General features: G+C 69.7%; 15 protein-coding genes and 1 tRNA gene. 8 read left to right on the plus strand and 8 right to left on the minus strand.

The genetic code is table 11. From position 1 onward, the window contains the following. Positions 1 to 221 precede the first annotated feature (221 nt). The gene (locus Q8W71_RS15580) at positions 222 to 473 is read left to right on the plus strand and encodes a hypothetical protein (RefSeq protein ID WP_305526297.1); all 252 of its coding nucleotides are present in this window, start codon (positions 222 to 224) and stop codon (positions 471 to 473) included. Further along, on the plus strand, positions 470 to 850 hold the full coding sequence (locus Q8W71_RS15585) for a hypothetical protein (protein ID WP_305526298.1): 381 nt from the start codon (positions 470 to 472) through the stop codon (positions 848 to 850). Before Q8W71_RS15580 ends, Q8W71_RS15585 begins: the two co-directional genes overlap by 4 nt. Positions 851 to 975: 125 nt before the next feature. On the opposite strand, the gene Q8W71_RS15590 is transcribed toward Q8W71_RS15585, so the two are convergent. The 4 genes from Q8W71_RS15590 to Q8W71_RS15605 all read right to left on the minus strand — a co-directional run bounded on the left by Q8W71_RS15590 (position 976) and on the right by Q8W71_RS15605 (position 3,827). Then, the gene (locus Q8W71_RS15590; protein WP_305526299.1) at positions 976 to 1,170 is read right to left on the minus strand and encodes a hypothetical protein; all 195 of its coding nucleotides are present in this window, start codon (positions 1,168 to 1,170) and stop codon (positions 976 to 978) included. Between the two features lie 283 nt (positions 1,171 to 1,453). Beyond that, positions 1,454 to 3,079: an anti-phage dCTP deaminase gene (locus Q8W71_RS15595; protein ID WP_305526300.1), complete on the minus strand. Its 1,626-nt coding sequence runs from the start codon at positions 3,077 to 3,079 to the stop codon at positions 1,454 to 1,456. Positions 3,080 to 3,184: 105 nt separating this feature from the next. Next, on the minus strand, positions 3,185 to 3,571 hold the full coding sequence (locus tag Q8W71_RS15600) for an NADPH-dependent FMN reductase family protein (RefSeq protein ID WP_305526301.1): 387 nt from the start codon (positions 3,569 to 3,571) through the stop codon (positions 3,185 to 3,187). Between the two features lie 180 nt (positions 3,572 to 3,751). Then, positions 3,752 to 3,827, minus strand: a tRNA-Glu gene (locus Q8W71_RS15605). A 136-nt stretch (positions 3,828 to 3,963) separates the two neighbouring features. Between Q8W71_RS15605 and cobU the strand changes: the two genes are divergently transcribed. From cobU to Q8W71_RS15625, 4 genes are all read left to right on the plus strand, one after another. Further along, positions 3,964 to 4,491, plus strand: a complete 528-nt coding sequence (gene cobU / locus Q8W71_RS15610) for a bifunctional adenosylcobinamide kinase/adenosylcobinamide-phosphate guanylyltransferase (protein ID WP_305526302.1) — start codon at positions 3,964 to 3,966, stop codon at positions 4,489 to 4,491. Then, positions 4,488 to 5,138 (plus strand): cob(I)yrinic acid a,c-diamide adenosyltransferase, encoded by a 651-nt coding sequence (gene cobO / locus Q8W71_RS15615; protein ID WP_305526303.1) that lies wholly within the window; start codon positions 4,488 to 4,490, stop codon positions 5,136 to 5,138. The genes cobU and cobO overlap by 4 nt, the downstream gene beginning before the upstream one ends. Positions 5,139 to 5,161: 23 nt before the next feature. Continuing rightward, positions 5,162 to 6,601, plus strand: a complete 1,440-nt coding sequence (locus Q8W71_RS15620) for a cobyric acid synthase (RefSeq protein WP_305526304.1) — start codon at positions 5,162 to 5,164, stop codon at positions 6,599 to 6,601. A 177-nt stretch (positions 6,602 to 6,778) separates the two neighbouring features. Further along, on the plus strand, positions 6,779 to 8,056 hold the full coding sequence (locus Q8W71_RS15625) for an MFS transporter (protein WP_305526339.1): 1,278 nt from the start codon (positions 6,779 to 6,781) through the stop codon (positions 8,054 to 8,056). 15 nt (positions 8,057 to 8,071) lie between these two features. On the opposite strand, the gene Q8W71_RS15630 is transcribed toward Q8W71_RS15625, so the two are convergent. Then, positions 8,072 to 9,247: a vWA domain-containing protein gene (locus Q8W71_RS15630; RefSeq protein ID WP_305526305.1), complete on the minus strand. Its 1,176-nt coding sequence runs from the start codon at positions 9,245 to 9,247 to the stop codon at positions 8,072 to 8,074. Between the two features lie 251 nt (positions 9,248 to 9,498). Between Q8W71_RS15630 and Q8W71_RS15635 the strand changes: the two genes are divergently transcribed. Next, positions 9,499 to 9,894, plus strand: a complete 396-nt coding sequence (locus Q8W71_RS15635; RefSeq protein WP_305526306.1) for a hypothetical protein — start codon at positions 9,499 to 9,501, stop codon at positions 9,892 to 9,894. On the opposite strand, the gene Q8W71_RS15640 is transcribed toward Q8W71_RS15635, so the two are convergent. After that, entirely contained in the window at positions 9,810 to 10,784 is a 975-nt protein-coding gene (locus Q8W71_RS15640) for a DNA-3-methyladenine glycosylase family protein (RefSeq protein ID WP_305526307.1), read from the minus strand. The two genes, Q8W71_RS15635 and Q8W71_RS15640, sit on opposite strands and share 85 nt — an antisense overlap. A 72-nt stretch (positions 10,785 to 10,856) precedes the next feature. Next, positions 10,857 to 12,146 carry a citrate synthase gene (gene gltA, locus Q8W71_RS15645; RefSeq protein WP_305526308.1) on the minus strand — a complete coding sequence of 430 codons (1,290 nt, stop codon included), beginning with the start codon at positions 12,144 to 12,146 and terminating at the stop codon, positions 10,857 to 10,859. A 367-nt stretch (positions 12,147 to 12,513) separates the two neighbouring features. Between gltA and Q8W71_RS15650 the strand changes: the two genes are divergently transcribed. Further along, complete coding sequence (locus tag Q8W71_RS15650) at positions 12,514 to 13,353, plus strand: YfdX family protein (RefSeq protein WP_305526309.1); 840 nt, start codon at positions 12,514 to 12,516, stop codon at positions 13,351 to 13,353. A 167-nt stretch (positions 13,354 to 13,520) separates the two neighbouring features. Here the strand turns inward: Q8W71_RS15650 and gltX are convergent, their stop codons facing one another. After that, on the minus strand, positions 13,521 to 14,951 hold the full coding sequence (gene gltX, locus Q8W71_RS15655; RefSeq protein ID WP_305526310.1) for a glutamate--tRNA ligase: 1,431 nt from the start codon (positions 14,949 to 14,951) through the stop codon (positions 13,521 to 13,523). Positions 14,952 to 15,209: the final 258 nt, after the last annotated feature.

Consider the following 15,209-nt stretch of genomic DNA (forward strand, 5'->3'; position numbering starts at 1 on the left):
GTCGTGCGACGCGACCGGTGAAACTATGCCGGGAGTGCCACGGCACCGCAAGGGGAAACTCGGGCGGCGATACAAGAGCCTTCGGGTGAAGGCCGTGGCGCACGTTCTCTGTGGCGTGTTCTCAGACTCCCGGCGCCAGTCCCGATCCGGCTGGTGAGGTTCCTCCCGTGGCAGGGAGGATCCCCGGCCCTGAGAAGCCGGTCCCCACAGAGACCGAACCTATGAACCTCTACACCCCTGTGCTGCCCTCATGGGCGGCCGCGCACGCGCTGGAGCGCGCGCGCCTTGCGAGCCTGCGCGCTCGCATCTCTCAGCAGATCGAAGCTGACCTCGACCGGGTCGACCGCTGCCTCGTCATCCTGAACGCGCTGGACGGCGACCCCGACCTCGAGCCCGGCGCCGACGTCGAACTGACCGCTGCTGAGTGGACAGGCCGCGGCGCCCAGCGCTTCAACGTGGGAGAGGCGGCATGAGCGGCCCGGCATCACGCCGCGGCTTCCTGCGCGGCCTCACCACGCTCCCGCTCATCGGCGGCGGCGTGACCCTCATCGGCCAGCCGACGCACGCGGCCACGCCGATCACGCCCGGGTTGCTCGCGACCTACTCGAACTGGCTCTACCACGAGCGCATGTACCTGATGCACGCCTCAGGGTGGGGCGGGAGGGCCCCGGGATCGGTCCCGTGCGTCACCCCGGCCGACGATTTCCATCATCAGGATGGCCAGGACCTGGAGACGGCCATGCGTCAGACCCAGCAACGTGCGGCCGTCATCCTGGCGGCAGCGGGCTGCCTGCTGACCGACGCCGCGGCGGAGAAGCAGTGGGCCAGCGCCTTCCACCCGATGGCGTAGGCTGCGGCTGGGCAAAGACGCTCGTCCCAGCGAGCCGATCGTGACGTCGGGTCCCGGCCGCTTCGAGCGGTCCGGGGCCCCGCGCCGGGCACGCCGGCATCATGAGCATGCCGGCGCTCTCCCGATCAGCACACGAAGACCTTCTCCGGCTCGTCCTCCATACGGCGCCCTTCCGGGTCTTCCGGGTCCCGCAGGTCGGCCTCCACGATCACCGCGTCCTCCGTGAGCCGCACCCGCACGTTCGGGACGCCGGCGGCACGCATGGCCCGGATGGCGCGCGCGATGTGGGCCTGGGTGACGCGGGCGGCGGTTCTGGGCATGCAGTGGCTCGCTTCAGCATGGGCGAGCGTTCAACTGTAGGCTTCCGGCCGCGCGGGGGGGCGTGCTCAGGCCTATGCCCGCCAGCTATGTGGTGAGATCCGGCGGCTCAGGCGGGCAGGGGCTTTCCAAGCGGACCGATGTCAGCCGCGGTCACTTCCCTTGGGCGCCTTGCCGCTCGGAGACGCGCCGGAAGGCTGATTTGAACCGGGCCGGCTGGCGTTCATCACACGCTGAGCAAAAGCCTGCTTTGAAGGCGTCCAGGATGAGGTGCGGGTATCCGCCTTATCCGCGAGCGCCATCATTCGCGACGGTGGCCGTGGGCTGGTCATCCCGCTCTCCTCGCGAAGGTTCACTTTCCGGTTCTAGCCGCTCGAGACGCTTGAGGGAAGCGAGATAGGTGGCCTCAAGTTCCGAAGCGAGAGACGCAAACGCGACGCCCTTAGGTCCAGTTTGTGGCGCCGTCGGAGCGAGAGCGTAGCCCCGCTCATCCTTTCTAGGTACGAAACTAAACAAATCTAGAAATCGACTTGGAGATACCCCCACGAATGCATCGAACTTGACAGCGTTTGGGTCTGCCTCCCTATCTTCGTCTACTTGTATAGCTCTGCGATAAAGCTTCTTTGCTCGGCTTTTCGGGTATGGTTCTATGTACACCACCCTTGAGATGCCCGCGGCCACGACGTGCCGGGCGCACATATGGCAGGGGAAAGTTGTACAGAAGAGAATTGCCCCCTTGACGCTAACGCCCCTCATCGAAGCGTCGCAAATTGCAGCCATCTCGGCGTGCACGATGCGACCGAACTCTAGGAGGCTGGCAACCATTGTGCCGGCCAGAGGTCGCGTGCCCTCGAAAAGGGCTCTAGTGGCTAGCGTTTCCGGTGTTTCATCGGCAATATCTGCATTTAGCCAACCCGCCTTCTTGAGTTCCTCAAAAACATCGGAAACGATCTCCATTTTTGTGTTCGCGGCTGAGTCGTATCCAATTTTGTAATCTCTATAATCCAGGTCGGTATTTGCTACATCATCCCAATTTACACCGCCACCAGCTCTTGGAACTTCATTGCAGCCGGCAGCTAATATTTCGCCGCGCTCGGTTGCAATGATGGCACCGACCTGTCGAGAGAGGTCGGCTGATCGTTGAGCAGTGGCCTTCGCCTGAAACATTAAAAATTCGTCCGAAGTCGGGGTAATATATGGCGCCCCAAAAACCAGCTGCACGAACCTACGGGCGTCGGTCCGAAGCTGTGGGCCCGCCTTGAGGAAAAAATCGGCGAGGGGAAATACATCTTCAAGTCTTTGGCCCGTATTGCTTGATCTTTCTTTTTGATCAATATCGATAAGTGTGGACGCGTCATCCACATATGCATCCTCATTCAGTATTTGCCTACTGCGGGCAATCTTGCGGCATAAATTTTCGATCCTGGCTTGCCTGGGTTCATATACAGAAATTAGATAGGAGCGCTGACCAAACAGCTTCCTTATCATCTCAATTTCTTCGCTTCTTTTAAGAGAGCTTATTATAAAACACTTTCCTTCTGCGGGAACCGTAACGTCTTTGTCTGCATTGCAATCGGCGCGATGGCTTTGAATTGCTCCAAGAGCCAATATGGCGACGGCTTCATTTGCTTTCATCTTTTTTCTTATCTCGTTGCCAGCATCCATGCCGGCACGAATGCGCTGATCTTCTGGGACTATATCAGAAAGATGCTCGAAGCCCGGAAGTTCGGACATTAGTTGACTTAATCGGATCGGCACCGGCTCATAGCCAACTGATCTCAGCTCGCTTGAAATGGCGTCAGTTACTTCGCCGGTATCAGTTCCAACTGCGGCGCAAAGACAAAATACTAACTCGGGCAAAAGCCGCTTGTCCGCTGCTTCGGGCAAAGCCATCGCACCGGCACTCGGCATCCTCGTGATCTCCTACTCAAGGGGTTTGAGGCGGTCCTGATGTTCAACTTGCCCGGTACCGTCAGCGTCATGCTCTTTGGATGCCGGTGAGGGGAGAGGGCCCGGTCAGGAACCCTTTGCGCCACACACCCGCGTGACGGCGTCGCCGCTGTCATCGGGCCGCGTGTTGAAGCCGATCGGCATAGTCGGCGCGGCCTCCCGGGCCGCGTTGATGAGGGCCTCGAACACCGGCAGATGCCGCGGCCAGCCGCGAATGCCGGCGCCGATCACGAGGCAGTCGTAGGAACCCGACGTGAGCATCTGCTTCAGCATCGGGCCGGCCTGGTCATCGGGCCGCACGAAGAACTGCTCGGCCGCCCAGCCGCGGTTGCGCATATCCTCCAGCGCGACCGCGATCCCGGCGTGGATTTTCTCGGCGTTCAGCCCAGGCGGCAGGGCAGGGTCAGAGAAGTCGACCGCCTCCGGCTCGTAGCCCACCATCAGCACGCGCATCGGCCCCTCCCCACGGCAGCGGATCGAGGCTGTCGCTCTCGCGAGGTAGGGGCGAGGGGCGCGGCCTCAAGCCGCGACCCCAACCCCGCGTGGCCGAAAACCGCCGCAGCGCTTTTTGGGCCGAAGTTGGGGTTATTGGGCCGCCGCGCCAATAAAATCCGGCTAAAGCATTGATTTTATTGGCGCGCCCTACGGGAATCGAACCCGTGTTTTCGCCGTGAAAGGGCGACGTCCTGGACCGCTAGACGAAGGGCGCTCGGGCGGGGCCCGGGTTCTATAGTCGGCCGGGGGCCGCCGGGCAACCGCCGGGGCGGGGCAAACTGCGCTTTGCCAACCTGCGCTTTGCCAACCGGCTCTTTGACCGCGGGGCGCGGGGCGGGCAAAGGAGGCGGATGCCGCAGACCCCGCCCCGCCTCACCCTCGTCCTCGGCGGGGCGCGCTCCGGCAAGAGCGCCTACGCGGAAGGCGTGATCGAGGCCTGCCCAGGGCCGTGGCTCTACCTCGCCACCGCCCAGAGCTTCGATGCCGAGATGGCCGAGCGCATCGCCCTCCACCGCGACCGGCGCGGGGCGGGGTGGCGCACGCGGGACGTGCCCCTGGCGCTGCCCGAGGCGCTCTCCGAGGCGCAGGGGCCCGTGCTCGTCGATTGCCTGACCCTGTGGCTCACCAACCTGATGCTCGCCGAGGCCGACCTCGCCGCCGCGAGCGAGGCGCTCGCCGCGGCCTGCCGGACGGCGCCGGGGCCGGTGGCGCTGGTGGCCAACGAGGTCGGGCTCGGGATCGTGCCGGAGAACGCGCTCGCCCGCCGCTTCCGCGACGAGGCTGGGCGTCTGCACCAGCGGTTGGCGCGGCTCGCCGACCGGGTCGTGCTCACCGTGGCCGGCCTGCCCCTCGTCGTGAAACCGGGAGCCACGCCATGACCGACGCCTCCGAGACCGATAAGACCGATACCCCCGAGACCCACACGCCCGACGAGGCGGAGCGCCACCGCGCCAAGATGGAGCGGCGCAAGGCGGTGCAGGACGCCGAGGTGGCGGCCAAGACGATCGAGAAGGGGCTGCTGATCGTCCATACCGGCCCCGGCAAGGGCAAGACCACGGCGGCGCTCGGGCTGATGCTGCGGGCGCTCGGGCGCGGCTGGCGGGTCGGCGTGGTGCAGTTCATCAAGGGCGGCTGGGACACCGGCGAGCGCCGCGCGGTCGCGGCCTTCGGCGACCGGGTGGTCTGGCACACGCTGGGCGAGGGCTTCACCTGGGAGACGCAGGACAAGGCCCGCGACGTCGCCGCCTGCCGCCACGCCTGGGAGGTGGCGCAGCGGCTGATGGCCGACGCGAGCATCCGCCTCGTGATCCTCGACGAAGCGAACATCGCCCTGCGCTACGACTACCTCGACCTGGCCCAGGTGGTGGAGACCCTGCGGGCGCGCCGGCCGGACCTGCACGTCGTCGTCACCGGCCGCAACGCCAAGGCCCCCCTGATCGAGGCCGCCGACCTCGTGGTCGAGATGGGCAGCCTCAAGCATCACTTCGCGGCCGGCGTGAAGGCGCAGGAGGGGATCGAGTTCTGAGCCCGCGTCCGACGAGAGCCCTGATGATCCAGGGCACCGGCTCCGATGTCGGCAAGTCGCTGATCGTCGCCGGGCTCGCCCGCGCCTTCACGGAGCGGGGTCTGCGGGTGCGCCCGTTCAAGCCGCAGAACATGTCGAACAACGCCGCCGTGACCGCCGACGGCGGCGAGATCGGCCGCGCCCAGGCGCTCCAGGCCCGGGCCGCGCGGGTCGCCCCGTCCGTTCACATGAACCCGGTGCTGCTCAAGCCCCAGAGCGAGGTCGGCGCGCAGGTGGTGGTGCAGGGCCGGATGGTGGCGACCGTCAAGGCGCGCGACTACCAGGCCTGGAAGCCCCGCCTGATGCCGGCCGTGCTGGAGAGCTTTTCGCGACTTCGCGCGGAGGCCGACCTCGTCCTGGTCGAGGGGGCGGGCTCGGCCTCGGAGGTGAATCTGCGGGCCGGCGATATCGCCAATATGGGCTTTTCCCGCGCCACCGACACGCCGGTGGTGCTCGTCGGCGACATCGACCGGGGCGGGGTGATCGCGAGCCTCGTGGGCACGAAGGCCGTGATCGACCCGGAGGACGCGGCGATGATCGCCGGCTTCCTCGTCAACCGCTTCCGGGGGGATCCGAGCCTGTTCGCGGACGGGATGCGGCTGATCGCGGAGAAGACCGGCTGGGCGGCGCTCGGCCTCGTGCCGCATTTCGCGGACGCGGCGCGGCTGCCGGCGGAGGACGTGCTCGGGCTCGCGGGCTCCGAGCGGGGGGCCGGCGCGCTGACGATCGCGGTGCCGGTGCTGCCGCGCATCGCCAATTTCGACGACCTCGACCCGCTGCGGGCGGAAGCGGGCGTCGCGGTGACCCTGGTGCGCCCGGGCGAGCCGATCCCGGCGGAGGCGGCCCTGGTGCTGCTGCCGGGCTCGAAGACCACGATCGACGACCTCGACGCCTTCCGCGCGGAAGGGTGGGACGTGGACCTCGCCGCGCATGTGCGCCGCGGCGGCCGGGTTCTGGGGCTGTGCGGCGGCTACCAGATGCTCGGCAGGACGCTCGCCGACCCGCACGGGATCGAGGGCGCCCCGCGGACCGTGCCCGGCCTCGGCCTGCTCGACGTCGAGACGGTCATGAGCCCGGACAAGCGCCTGGAGGCGGTGACCGGCATCAGCCTGCCGGACGGGGCGCCGTTCTCCGGCTACGAGATGCATATCGGGGAGACGCGCGGGCCGGACGCGGGCCGGCCGCTCCTGCGCCTCGCCGACGGGCGCGCGGACGGGGCCGTCTCGGGCGACGGGCGCGTCTTCGGCACCTACGTCCACGGCCTGTTCGCCGACGACCGGCAGCGGGCCGCGTGGCTCGCCCGCCTCGGCGCGGCCTCGGACGGCGCGTCCTACGAGGCCGGGGTCGAGTCGGCGCTCGACGGCCTCGCGCGACACATCGCGGCGCATGTCGATTGCGACCGGCTGCTCGCCCTTGCACGTTGAGCACGGGGGGCTCAATCCACACGTGCAAGAGGGTCCGTCCCGCGCGGACGCACCCGACAAGAACGCGCGAGGATACGCCCGATGGCGATGCAGCCGCCCCCCAGCCAGGACCCGGCCGCCGGGACCCCGGTCGACGCGTTCGGCGAGAGCACGGTCCGCACGGTGACGCTGCGGCTGATGCCGCTGCTCGGCCTGATGTACCTCATCGCCTACATCGACCGGCAGAACATCTCCTACGCCAAGCTCCAGATGGTCGGCAGCCTCGGCCTCAGCGAGACCGCCTACGGGCTCGGCGCGTCGCTGTTCTTCCTCGGCTACTTCCTGTTCGAGGTGCCGGCCAACGTCTTCCTGGAGAAGGTCGGGGCCCGGCGCTGGTTCGCGCGGATCATGTTCACCTGGGGCATCGTCACGATCCTGCTCGGCTTCACCACGAGCACGGCGATGTTCTACACCCTGCGCTTCCTGCTCGGCGTGGCCGAGGCCGGGTTCTTCCCCGGCGTGCTGTTCGCGATGACCCTGTGGTTCCCGCAGGCGCACCGGGCGCGGATGATCGGCTGGTTCATGATCGCCTCGGCCTTCGCCAACGCGATCGGCGCGGCGATCGGCGGGGCGCTGCTCGAACTCGACGGGATCTGGGGCCTCCAGGGCTGGCAGTGGGTGTTCCTGGCCACCGGCCTGCCGGCGGTGATCCTGGCGGTGATCGTGCTGCGGATCCTGCCCGACGGACCCGCCACCGCGCCCTGGCTCAGCCCGGAGCAGAAGACGTGGCTCACCCGCACCATCGAGAGCGAGCGCGCGGACGGCGGCCACGCCGACCACGGCAACCCCTTCGCCGCGCTCCTCGACAAGCGGGTGCTGATGCTGGCCGGCGTCTACATCGCCTTCCCGCTCTCGGCCTACGGCCTGAGCTACTGGCTGCCGACGGTGGTGAAGAGCTTCGGCGTGTCGAACCTCGCCAACGGCTTCATCAACATCATCCCGTGGATCATCACCGCGGCGGCGCTGTGGTGGGTGCCCCGGCACGCGGCGCGGACGGGGGCGAGCGGCAACGCGCTGACCTGGCACGTGGTCGGCCCCGGCCTGATCGCCGCGGTGGCGCTGGCGCTCAGCGTGGTCCTGCCCGGCGCGGCGGTGAAGTTCGCCTGCCTGTGCGTGGCCGCGGCCGGCACCTTCTCGGCCCAGCCGGTGTTCTGGTCGATGCCCGGCTCGTTCCTGAAGGGCGCCTCGGCGGCGGCCGGGATCGCGGCGATCAACTCGGTGGGCAACCTCGGCGGGTTCATCGCGCAGAACGTGGTGCCGTTCATCCGCGACCAGACCCAGAGCAACCTCGTGCCGATGTTCTTCCTCTCGGCCTGCCTCGCGGTCGGCTGCGCGCTGATGTTCATCGTGCTGACCGCCCTGCGCCGGGACGCGGCGCGGCGCGCGGTGCCGGTGGGGGCGGCGCGCCCGGCCTGACGCGGCCCGGGGGCTCTACCGCACCAGCGCGCGGGCGGCGGCGTCGAGCCCGTCCAGGGTGAGGGGGAACATCCGGCCGCCGAACAGGCGGCCCATCATGCCGATCGACTGCGTGTAGCCCCAGTGCGTCTGCGGCACCGGGTTCAGCCACGCCGCCTTCGGGAAGTGGTCGAGCAGCCGCTGCATCCAGGCGGCGCCCGGCTCCTCGTTCCAGTGCTCCACCGAGCCCCCCGGCACCGCGATCTCGTAGGGGCTCATGGACGCGTCGCCCACGAACACCACCCGGTAGTCGCTGCCGTAGGTGCGGATCACGTCGGCCAGCGGCGTGCGCGCCGCGTGGCGGCGGGCGTTCTCGGTCCAGACCGATTCGTAGACGCAGTTGTGGAAGTAGTAGTGCGCGAGGTGCTTGAACTCCGAGCGCGCCGCCGAGAACAGCGCCTCGGCCTGCTCGATGTGCCAGTCCATCGAGCCGCCGACATCGAGGAACAGCAGCACCTTCACGGCGTTGCGCCGCTCCGGCCGCATCCGCACGTCGATGTAGCCCTGCCGGGCGCTGGCGCGGATCGTGCCGTCGAGGTCGAGCTCGTCCGCCGCGCCGGTGCGGGCGAAGCGGCGCAGGCGGCGCAGCGCCAGCCGCAGGTTGCGCGCGCCGATCTCGCGGTCGTCGTCGAGGTCCTTGAAGTCGCGCCGGTCCCAGACCTTCACCGCGCGGAAGTTGCGGTTGCCGTCCTGGCCGATGCGGATCCCCTCCGGATTGTAGCCGTAGGCGCCGAAGGGCGAGGTGCCGCCGGTGCCGATCCATTTCGAGCCGCCCTGGTGGCGGCCCTTCTGCTCGGCGAGCCGCTGCTTCAGGGTCTCGAACAGCTTGTCCCAGCCGAGCGCCTTCAACTCGGCCTTCTCGGCGTCGGTCAGGTACTTCTCGGCGAGCTTGCGCAGCCACTCTTCGGGGATCGCCGCCGGCTCCACCGCCTCGCCGACCGTCTCCAGGCCCTTGAACACGGTGCCGAACACCCGGTCGAACCGGTCGAGATGCGCCTCGTCCTTCACCAGCGCGGTGCGCGACAGGAAGTAGAACTCCTCGACGCGCTTCTCCGGAAGGTCCCGGTCGAGGGCGCCGAGCAGGGTCAGGTACTCCTTCAGGGTGACGGGGACCTTCGCCTCGCGCAGGCCGGTGAAGAACTGGAGCAGCATGGGCCGACACCACGCCAGGGCGGGGCGCGGGTCAAGTCCGCGCCCGTCCGCTCCCGCGGGGCGGGCCGCGCGCCGGCAGAGTCTCCGGGTCGCGCGCCGCGTTCGGGTGCATCGACTGGGCATAACCTGTCGAAGCTGTTGATAATCGCCTCGTTCGGCCGCGGACGGTCACAGAAATCAGCATCCGCATCGCCCATGTGATGGACATCGGGCGCATTCCGGCGCCGCACCGGCAAGCGAGGAGACCTGCGATGGCGGTCGCCCTGCGGAATCTGGCCGCGTTCAAGCGCTTCCTCGGCAAGCCCGGGGCGACGATCCAGGTGGTGCGCAACACCTTCGTCGACCGCCAGTCCGACGCGACCCGGGCGGCCTACGCCGCCAAGGGCCTGTACGCGCCGCGCACGGTCCAGGCGCTGTCGCGCAAGGCGGCGGTGTTCACGCTGCGGGGCCATCCCGGCAGCGTCTGGCTGTACTGGGACAAGGGCAGCCGCGGCTGGCGCTTCTCCGGGGACACGGTGACGGTGCCGCTCGTCACCGGGCTCGGGGCGCCGGACGAGATCGTCTACCGTTGCAGCTTCGCCCCGGGCTTCGAGCCGCGGCCGCCGCGCCGGGCGGCCGTTCCGGAGGCGGCCGCGGCGCCGGCCTGAGCCCCTCCCGCCTCGTCCGCCGCCCACAGGTGCTGGGCGGCGTAGGCGCGGAACGGGCGCCAGCCCTCGGCCCGGGCGAGCAGCCCCGCCGGGCTCGGCCGGCCGGCGCCCCGATCCAGCGCTCGCAGCAGGCCGACATCGCCGACCGGCAGCGCGTCCGGCAGCTTGAGCGCGCGCATGGCGATGTACTGCGCCGTCCAGGGACCGATGCCGGGCAGGGCGGTGAAGCGCAGCACCGCCGCCTCCAGGCTCTCGGCCGGGGCGAACAGGTCCGGATCGGCGAGCGCGGCCGCGGCGAGCCCGCGCACGGCGGCGCCGCGGGACCGGGGCATGTTGAGGGCCAGCGCCACGTCGGCCTCGACGAGCTGCCCGGGCTCCGGGAATAGGTGCGTCAGGCCCGGGGCGGGATCGGGAGCCGGCGTCCCGAACGCTGCGACCAGCCGGCCCGCGAGCCGGATCGCCGCCGCCACCGACACCTGCTGGCCGAGGATCGCCCGGCAGCCGGTCTCGAACGGGTCCCAGGCGCCGGGCAGGCGCAGCCCCGGCCGCGCCGCGACGAGCGGAGCGAGGTCCGGGTCGCGCCCGAGGACCTGCCCGACCGCGGCCGGGTCCGCGTCGCAGTCGAACACCCGCCGCAGCCGGGCCGCGACCGCGGGCAGCGCCTCCGGGCCGGGGCCGGAGACGGTGGCGACGAGGCCGTCGCCGCTCGGGGCGACCGTCAGCCGGCCGGGTCGGCCGCCGACGCGGATGGTGCGGGCATAAGCGCCGCCCGGGTCCGGCACCTCGACGCCGGGGATCGCGCGCACGGCGAGGAAGGCGCGGATCGCCGGCCAGTCGTAGGGCGGCCGGCAGGGCAGGGGGAGGACGTGGCCGCCTTCCGGATCGGGCATGGGCGCGAGGGCGACGAGGCGGCGGAGGCGGCCCGCGTGCCGCCTCCGATCACGCACCGCGGCGCACGCGGCTCAGCCGCGCGCGTCCACCGCCACGTAGTCGCGCCGGGGCGCGCCGACGTAGAGCTGGCGCGGGCGGCCGATCTTCTGCATCGGGTCCTCGATCATCTCCGCCCACTGCGCGATCCAGCCGACGGTGCGGGCCACGGCGAACAGCACCGTGAACATGTCGGTCGGGAAGCCCATCGCCTTCAGGGTGATGCCGGAGTAGAAGTCGATGTTCGGGTAGAGCTTCTTCTCGATGAAGTACTCGTCCTTGAGCGCGATCTGCTCGAGCTGCACGGCGACCTCCAGCAGCGGGTCGTCGTTCTTGCCGAGCTCCTTCAGCACTTGGTGGGTGGTGGCCTGCATGATGCGGGCGCGCGGGTCGTAGTTCTTGTAGACCCGGTGGCCGAAGCCCATCAGGCGGAACGGGTCGTTCTTGTCCTTGGCCTTGGCGACGTACTTGGCGACGTTCTCCGGCTTGCCGATCTCCATCAGCATCTTCAGCGCCGCCTCGTTGGCGCCGCCGTGGGCCGGCCCCCACAGGCAGGCGATGCCGGCGGCGATGCAGGCGAAGGGGTTGGCGCCCGAGGAGCCGGCCAGACGCACCGTCGAGGTCGAGGCGTTCTGCTCGTGGTCGGCGTGCAGGATGAAGATCTTGTCGAGCGCTTTGGCGAAGACCGGATTGACGACGTACTCCTCGCACGGCACCGCGTAGCACATCCGCAGGAAGTTCGAGGTGTAGTCGAGGTCGTTCTTCGGATACACGAAGGGCTGGCCGATCGAGTACTTGTAGGCCATGGCCGCGAGGGTCGGCATCTTGGCGATCATGCGCATGGAGGCGATCATGCGCTGGGTCTCGTCGGTGATGTCGGTCGAGTCGTGGTAGAAGGCCGAGAGGGCGCCCACGCTCGCCACCATCACCGCCATCGGGTGCGCGTCGCGGCGGAAGCCGGTGAAGAACCGGTTCATCTGGTCGTGCACCATGGTGTGGCGCGTGACCCGGTAGTCGAAATCGGCCTTCTGGGCGGCGGTCGGCAACTCGCCGAACAGCATCAGGTAGCAGGTCTCGAGGTAGTCGCCCTGCTCGGCGAGCTGCTCGATCGGGTAGCCGCGGTAGAGCAGCACGCCCTCGTCGCCGTCGATGTAGGTGATCTTCGACTCGCACGAGGCCGTCGAGGTGAAGCCCGGGTCGAAGGTGAAGGCGCCGGTCTTGGCGTAGAGCTTGCTGATGTCGACGACGTCCGGCCCGATCGTGCCGGATCTCACCGGCATCTCGATCTCCTTGCCGTCCACGGTGATGGTGCTGGCTGCGCTCATGGAACGTGGACCCTTCTCAAGCGACGTGGCGGATGCCGGCCCCGAGCCGTCCGAGGCGGCCTCGGACAGGAGCGTCCCGCATTTTGCTGCGGGTGCTCACGGATACCGGTTACGCAAACGGCGGTGCAACAGCAACGCCCGCGTGCGCCGCCCGAGGTGACAACCGTCCCGAACCGCCAAGCGAAAACCGGGCCGCGGGTTCCGCACCCGCGCCCCGCGTCACGAGCGCACACGGTTCCGTGAGGCAGATTAATCACTTTTCATGAAACGGATTGGCAATGCTGTCGATTGTCCCGACAGATCCGAGGGAAACACGAAGATAGCTGCAATTTTCGGTTGCTAATCTCGGACGATGGGGAATTTTGCCATGACACGACTGAAGACTCTCGCGGCTGCTCTTGCCGCAACGACCCTGCTCGCCGGTGTCGCCGAGGCCGCGGACAGCGCCGCGCACCCGGCCGGGACGCCCCCCGCCATCAGCGCGCAGCAGAAGCAGGTGGACGCCGCCGTCGGCAAGCTCTCGGTCGACGGCATCGCCGCCTACCGCGACGTCCGCCTCGCGCGGCTCGCGATCTACGAGGCCAAGCCCGACCAGGCGCGGATGTTCGTGAGCCACGCCCAGTCGGCCCTCGACAAGGCCAAGACCGACGACGCCACCTTCATGAAGGCCGAGGCCGACCTGAAGTCGCCGGCCGGCATGGGAACGGCCGCCAACATGGCGGGCAACGACGGTCCGAAGGCGGACGCGGGCAAGGATGCCAAGGCGGACACCAAGGCGGCTTCGGGCAAGACGGCCTCGACCCAGCCCACGAAGTGGATCCCGGTCGACGCGCAGCTCGTGCTGGCCGACGATTTCGTCGTGAAGAACAAGGATCAGGCCAAGGCGATCGACGAGGCCAACCAGCATCTCAAGGCGGGCGACCGCAAGGGCGCGATCGAGCGGCTGAAGCTCGCGGGCATCGAGGTCGACTTCACGATGGCCGTGGTGCCCCTCGACAAGACCGTTCAGGGGGTCAACGACGCCGCGAAGCTGATCCAGGACGGCAAGTATTACGAGGCCAACTCCGCGCTGAAGGGCGTCGAGGACGGCGTGCGCTTCGACGTGATCGACGCGACCGCCGTGCCCCAGGCCGCCAAGACGGCCAAGACTGGCACCACGGCCGCCTCCGAGGCGAGCGGCACCGCGGCGCCCGCCAAGGCGCAGTGAGGCGGCGCGCCGGGAGAGCGCACCGACGGCCCCGCGCCGCGATGCCGGCGCGGGGCTCATGCCGCCGACCCGATCCCCGTCCGACCCGGTCCGACGGATCGCCGCGCGATGCGGATCGGACGTCGCTCAGGCGCCGCGCGGTCCGGCCGATCCGCCCGCCGCTTCGATCACGCGGCGGGCGGATCGGCGGTCTGGTCGCCGAGCCGGGCGAGGCTCTCGGTCCGGCCGAGCACCGCCATCACGTCGAAGAGCGGCGGCGAGGTGGTGCGCCCGGTGAGCGCGGCGCGCAGCGGCTGGGCCACCTGGCCGAGCTTGCAGCCGGCGGCCTCGGCATGGGCGCGCACCGCCCCCTCGGTCGCCGCCGCGCTCCAGTCGGGCAGGGCCTCCAGCGCCGGCAGCACCGCTGCGATCCGGGCGCGGCCCTCCTGCGAGAGCAGCGCCCGCGCCTTGTCGTCGGGCTGGAGGGGACGCGCCGCGTAGAGGTAGTAGGCGCTGTCGAGGAGTTCGATCAGCGTCTTCGCCCGCTCCTTGAGGCCGGGCATGGCGAGCGTCAGCTTGTCCCGCAGGTCGTCCGAGAGCGGCGCATCGAGCCCGCGCGCCGGCCCGACCCCCGGCAGGATCGCCTCGATCGCGGCCACGAGGTCGGCGTCGGCGCTGGCGCGGATGTAGAGCCCGTTGAGGTTCGACAGCTTGGCGAAGTCGAACCGCGCCGCCGAGCGCCCCACCGCCTTGAGGTCGAAGGCGGCGATCATCTCCGCGGTCGAGAACACCTCCTGGTCGCCGTGGCTCCAGCCGAGCCGCACGAGGTAGTTGCGCAGGGCGCTCGGCAGGTAGCCGAGGTCGCGGTAGGCGTCGACGCCGAGCGCCCCGTGGCGCTTGGACAGCTTCGCCCCGTCCGCCCCGTGGATCAGCGGGATGTGGGCCATGGCCGGCACGTCCCAGCCCAGCGCCTGGAAGATCTGCGACTGGCGGGCGGCGTTGGTGAGGTGGTCGTCGCCGCGGATCACCTGCGTGACGCCCATGTCGTGGTCGTCGACCACGACGGCGAGCATGTAGGTCGGGGTCCCGTCCGAGCGCAGCAGCACGAGGTCGTCGAGGTCGCGGTTGGCCCAGGTGACGCGGCCCTGCACCGCGTCGTCGACGGTCGTCTCGCCCTCGGTCGGGGCGCGCAGGCGGATCACCGGCTTGACGTTCGCCGGCGCCTCGGACGGGTCGCGGTCGCGCCAGCGGCCGTCGTAGCGCGGCGCCCGGCCCTCGGCCCGGGCGGTCTCGCGCATCTGCGCCAGCTCCTCCGCGCTCGCGTAGCAATGGTAGGCCCGGCCCGCCGCCAGCAGCCCCTCGGCCACCTCCCGGTGGCGGGCGGCGCGGGCGAACTGGAACACCACGTCCCCGTCCCAGTCGAGGCCGAGCCAGGACAGGCCGTCGAGGATCGCGTCGATCGCCCCCTTGGTCGAGCGCTCCCGGTCGGTGTCCTCGATGCGCAGGAGCATCCGGCCGCCGTGGTGGCGGGCGTAGAGCCAGTTGAACAGGGCGGTGCGCGCCCCGCCGATGTGGAGGTAGCCGGTGGGCGAGGGGGCGAAGCGCGTGACGACGGACATCTTGTTTCGGGCTGGAGGGCGGATCGGCGGAAACGGCGCGTTCGGGTGGCGGGCGGGGCGCCGGCATCACGGGCCCGCGGGGCGGGTCACGGGACGGACGCGGGACGTGTGACGGGGCGTGTCATGGCGTGCGGCCGGAGTCCACGCCCCTTCTGCGTCCAGGTCCTCGGGGCGGACCGTCCGGGCTCGTCCCCGCGGCTGTAGCACGCCCGGTGCGATGCGTTAAGAAACCCTGTCCGGCGGCTCGCCCGGACCGGC

The sequence above is a fragment of the Methylobacterium amylolyticum genome (assembly GCF_030700245.1).
In the GTDB taxonomy this organism is placed as follows: Bacteria; Pseudomonadota; Alphaproteobacteria; order Rhizobiales; family Beijerinckiaceae; genus Methylobacterium.